The sequence below is a fragment of the Spiroplasma sp. ChiS genome (genome assembly GCF_002968355.1).
GTDB classification, from domain to species: domain Bacteria; phylum Bacillota_I; class Bacilli_A; order Mycoplasmatales; family Mycoplasmataceae; genus Spiroplasma; species Spiroplasma citri.
In genome coordinates, this window is record NZ_PUUH01000015.1 from 1 (window position 1) to 3530 (window position 3530).

General features: G+C 25.9%; 9 protein-coding genes and 1 pseudogene. 9 read left to right on the top strand and 1 reads right to left on the bottom strand.

What is annotated here, in order from left to right; all coding sequences use genetic code 4:
- Positions 1 to 112 precede the first annotated feature (112 nt).
- From C6B38_RS01345 to rpsU, 4 genes are all read left to right on the top strand, one after another.
- Complete coding sequence (locus C6B38_RS01345) at positions 113 to 445, top strand: DDE-type integrase/transposase/recombinase (RefSeq protein WP_233485470.1); 333 nt, start codon at positions 113 to 115, stop codon at positions 443 to 445.
- 13 nt (positions 446 to 458) lie between these two features.
- Positions 459 to 503 carry a hypothetical protein gene (locus C6B38_RS12220; RefSeq protein WP_334199046.1) on the top strand — a complete coding sequence of 15 codons (45 nt, stop codon included), beginning with the start codon at positions 459 to 461 and terminating at the stop codon, positions 501 to 503.
- Between the two features lie 24 nt (positions 504 to 527).
- The gene (locus tag C6B38_RS01350; RefSeq protein WP_105298366.1) at positions 528 to 716 is read left to right on the top strand and encodes a hypothetical protein; all 189 of its coding nucleotides are present in this window, start codon (positions 528 to 530) and stop codon (positions 714 to 716) included.
- Between the two features lie 155 nt (positions 717 to 871).
- Positions 872 to 1036 carry a 30S ribosomal protein S21 gene (gene rpsU, locus C6B38_RS01355; protein WP_004028656.1) on the top strand — a complete coding sequence of 55 codons (165 nt, stop codon included), beginning with the start codon at positions 872 to 874 and terminating at the stop codon, positions 1034 to 1036.
- A 29-nt stretch (positions 1037 to 1065) separates the two neighbouring features.
- Here rpsU and C6B38_RS01360 read toward each other — a convergent pair whose 3' ends face one another.
- A complete protein-coding gene (locus C6B38_RS01360) occupies positions 1066 to 2028 on the bottom strand; it encodes a GMP reductase (protein ID WP_105298367.1) in 963 nt (320 codons plus the stop codon).
- Positions 2029 to 2118: 90 nt separating this feature from the next.
- Here C6B38_RS01360 and C6B38_RS09550 point away from each other — a divergent pair, with 90 nt between their 5' ends.
- The 5 genes and pseudogenes from C6B38_RS09550 to C6B38_RS01380 all read left to right on the top strand — a co-directional run.
- Entirely contained in the window at positions 2119 to 2268 is a 150-nt protein-coding gene (locus tag C6B38_RS09550) for a hypothetical protein (protein ID WP_162475789.1), read from the top strand.
- A 103-nt stretch (positions 2269 to 2371) separates the two neighbouring features.
- Entirely contained in the window at positions 2372 to 2521 is a 150-nt protein-coding gene (locus C6B38_RS01365; RefSeq protein ID WP_105298368.1) for a hypothetical protein, read from the top strand.
- A complete protein-coding gene (locus tag C6B38_RS01370; RefSeq protein ID WP_105298369.1) occupies positions 2521 to 2745 on the top strand; it encodes a hypothetical protein in 225 nt (74 codons plus the stop codon). The genes C6B38_RS01365 and C6B38_RS01370 overlap by 1 nt, the downstream gene beginning before the upstream one ends.
- A 174-nt stretch (positions 2746 to 2919) precedes the next feature.
- Positions 2920 to 3123, top strand: coding sequence for a DUF2649 family protein (locus tag C6B38_RS01375; protein ID WP_105298370.1), 204 nt, complete (start codon positions 2920 to 2922; stop codon positions 3121 to 3123).
- Positions 3123 to 3530 (top strand): annotated as a pseudogene (locus tag C6B38_RS01380) (hypothetical protein); the annotation flags it as partial. The gene C6B38_RS01375 and the pseudogene C6B38_RS01380, both read left to right, overlap by 1 nt.

Consider the following 3530-nt stretch of genomic DNA (forward strand, 5'->3'; position numbering starts at 1 on the left):
AAAAAACTTATTATTTATCAATTGTCAAAGATTTTCATAATAACCAAATTTTGGACTATCAAAAAAAACTTATTATTTATCAATTGTCAAAGATTTTCATAATAACCAAATTTTGGACTATCAAATTAGTAATAATTTAGGTACTAATTTTGTTTTAAAAAATATTATTAATGCTTGAATAAAAGCTCGTAAACCTAAAACATGAATTTTACAATCTGATCAAGGATTTCATTACACAAATCAAAATTATCAAAGACTTTGCAATTATTTAGGAATTAAAATATCAATGTCTAAACGAGGTAATCCATATGATAATACCCATACTGAATCATGATTTGGTACAATGAAAAGTGAATTTTTAAATCAAATTTCAAGAAAAAAGAGAACTACAAAATGAATTATAAGTAATTTACCTAAGTATATTTATTTTTATAATAAATTTTAGACCACAATCAAAATTAAAAGGCCTAAGTCCTGTTGAATACAGGAACCTAAACCTTTAGTCATTTTTTATTAGTCTACTTTTCTTGACTAATTCACTTGAAAAAGGTCTTTTTCAAGAAATTGTTATAACAGATTATGAACAAGCAATGGCAGGGTTTCTTTTTTTAACGCAAAAAATTAAAACAGTTGTCCAAGAAAAATTAGCAATTGGTAATAATAATTATGAAATTTTAACAAAGGTTAAAAAAAATAAAAATATGTTATTAAGGTAATTTATGATATGAATATTAGGAGATTAATTTAAATATTTACATCCCAATAAATATTTTAATTTTATGCATACATAAAATCAGAAAAGTTTGTTTTGTTAAAAAAAGTGTGATAAGATGATATTGTTAATTTATATAGTTTTAGGAGTTGAAATATTATGGCTACTGTTGTTGTCAAAGCAGGAGAACCGCTAGACAAAGCGTTAAAACGATTTAACAAGGTTTCTTCAGTTAAAAGAAAAGAAGCCCGAAAACGTGAACACTGAATGAGCAAAAAAGAAAAAAGACGTTATAAACAAGAACAATCACGTAGTTTTCGTTAAAAAAATCCCATTTAAAATGGGATTTTTTTTTAAAAATTAATATCTTTTAAAATTACATAATCAACTTTTTTAATGGCCGAAAGATCTTTACCTCCAGCATATGAAATTGATGATTGCAAATCTTCTGTCATTTCACGTAATGTTTCAAAAATGCTGCCACGAATTTCAATTAATTCTTTTTTACCTTCAACATAACGTTTTTCACCTTTATTATATTCACTTGCTGAGCCAAAATATTCTTTATATTTAATACCATTATTATCAACTTGTTTACCAGGTGATTCTTGGTGTGCAGCAAATAAACTCCCAATCATGCACATTGTTGCGCCCATTCGGATTGATTTTGCAATATCACCATTAACCCGTAATCCACCATCAGCAATAATTGGTTTTGAGCTACCTTTACTGCATCATTTAACAGCAGATAATTGTCATCCACCATTACCAAAACCAGTTTTTAATTTAGTAATACATACTTTGCCCGGTCCAATTCCAACTTTTGTTGCGTCAGCGCCTCATTGTTCTAAATCACGAACAGCTTTTGGCGTTCCAACATTACCTGCAATAATAAATGTTTCATGACCTAAATGTTTACGGATATGTTCAATCATTTTTTTTACACTAAAAGCATGACTGTGAGCAATATCAATTGTAATATAGTCAGGTACTAATTGCTCTTTTTTTAATGTTTCGATTAATGCAGCATCATCTGATTTAACCCCAACTGAAATTGATGTAACTAAGTTTTTACTTTTCATATGTTTAATAAACTTAACTTGATCTACGTTAAAACGATGCATAATGTAAAAATAATTTTTTTCTGCTAATTTTTCACATAATTCTTCATTAACTACCGTTGCCATATTTGAAGGGACGACAGGTAAATTAAAAGTATGTTTTCCTAATTTAACAGTTGTATCACATTCTTTTCGAGAATTGACAACACATAATTCTGGAATTAATTGAATGTCTTCATAATCAAATGCTTTCATTATTTTAATTTCACCTCACTTATTAAATGTACCATAAAATAAGGCGAAAAAACCGATTTTTCTTTTTAAAAAATGCATTTTGTAATCAAAGTGCAACAAATCAACTTTGAAAGGAGTTGATTTTTTATTGAAAAGAAACATTATTTTATTTTGCGGTTCTTAGTAATTAAGTATGGAAAAGATATTGTTATTAATACTGTAAATAAGATAGTAATTAATAATGTAAAAGAAAATGAATAAATTATCCGCGTAATTTATTAGCGGTAATTTATTCAATATAGTTTATTTTGAGCGTAGCGAACACGCGAAGCGTGCCGCAATATTTTTAGAGAGGAGATGTAATATGCCAACTTGATTAACGACAATATTTAGTGTTGTTATTGTATTAGCAATTTTTCTTTATTTTTGTTTATTAATTTACCAAAAAATTCGTCAAATTCGAGTAAAGAAAAAAGATAAAAAAGAAATTGAAAGAAAGGAGGATAAAAAATAATGTTAGGTATGTATTTAACAACAGCGTTTAATTTTTTAACAGCATCTACACCTAAAACTATGACTGAGGGTATGACTGGGATTTGAACTGGTTTGACTAGTGCATTATGAAAAGTTAAAGAAGGTATAACAAATATTTTACCTGAGATAATGGTTTTCTTAGGTGAAGCGTGAATTATATTAATTAACAAATTGAAGTGTTGAAAAAGAACAAGAATTAATTAATGATTTGAAAGACTTAAGTTAAATGAGTTTATATGATTATTGAGTTCAATTTGTTAGTTATATTATTGTTGCAAATGCCCCTGAGTTTTTATATGTTATATCGTTTGTGTTATTTATTGTTTTGTTTTTTGGAATGTTTTTTAAACTTATTCAAAAAATGTGGAGTTTTTAAAAATGCAAAATGATTGAATTAAATTAAAAGAGTTTTTTATTCATATATTTTTGTTTATAGATAAAACGAATGTTGAAAGTATTACAATGTGAAATTTAACACAAAATGAATATTTAACTTTGATGGTTGGTTTTTGAATTGTGATTTTGTTTTTAACTTGGTTTTTATTATGAATGATTTTTAAAATAGTTGGGTATTTTAAATAATGAAAAAATTTATATTTTTCTTTAAAAACTATTTTTATATTAGTGGTTGACTGCTTTTGTTTAGTTTAATTGATTTATTACTTTGGATAATTTCTTTGTATTGTCTTGGTTTAGTATTTTGAATATTATTTGCTTTGCAATGTATATATTTTCTGTGATGATTGTGAAAAAATATTTTTTATCAGTTAAATTCTTTTCGGTTAGTAAATTTTGTTTGAGATAATCCGTTATCGGTAATTATTGGTAAGTTAGGAACTGGTAAAACATTACTTTTAACTTATTTGTCGCAAACTATGAAATTATTGACAGATGAAATTTATAGTAATTATCCGTTAGAAGATGATAAAGTTAAAGTTTTAACATTTAAAAATTTAGATTTTACAGATAGAACAAAACCGGTTCCCCCA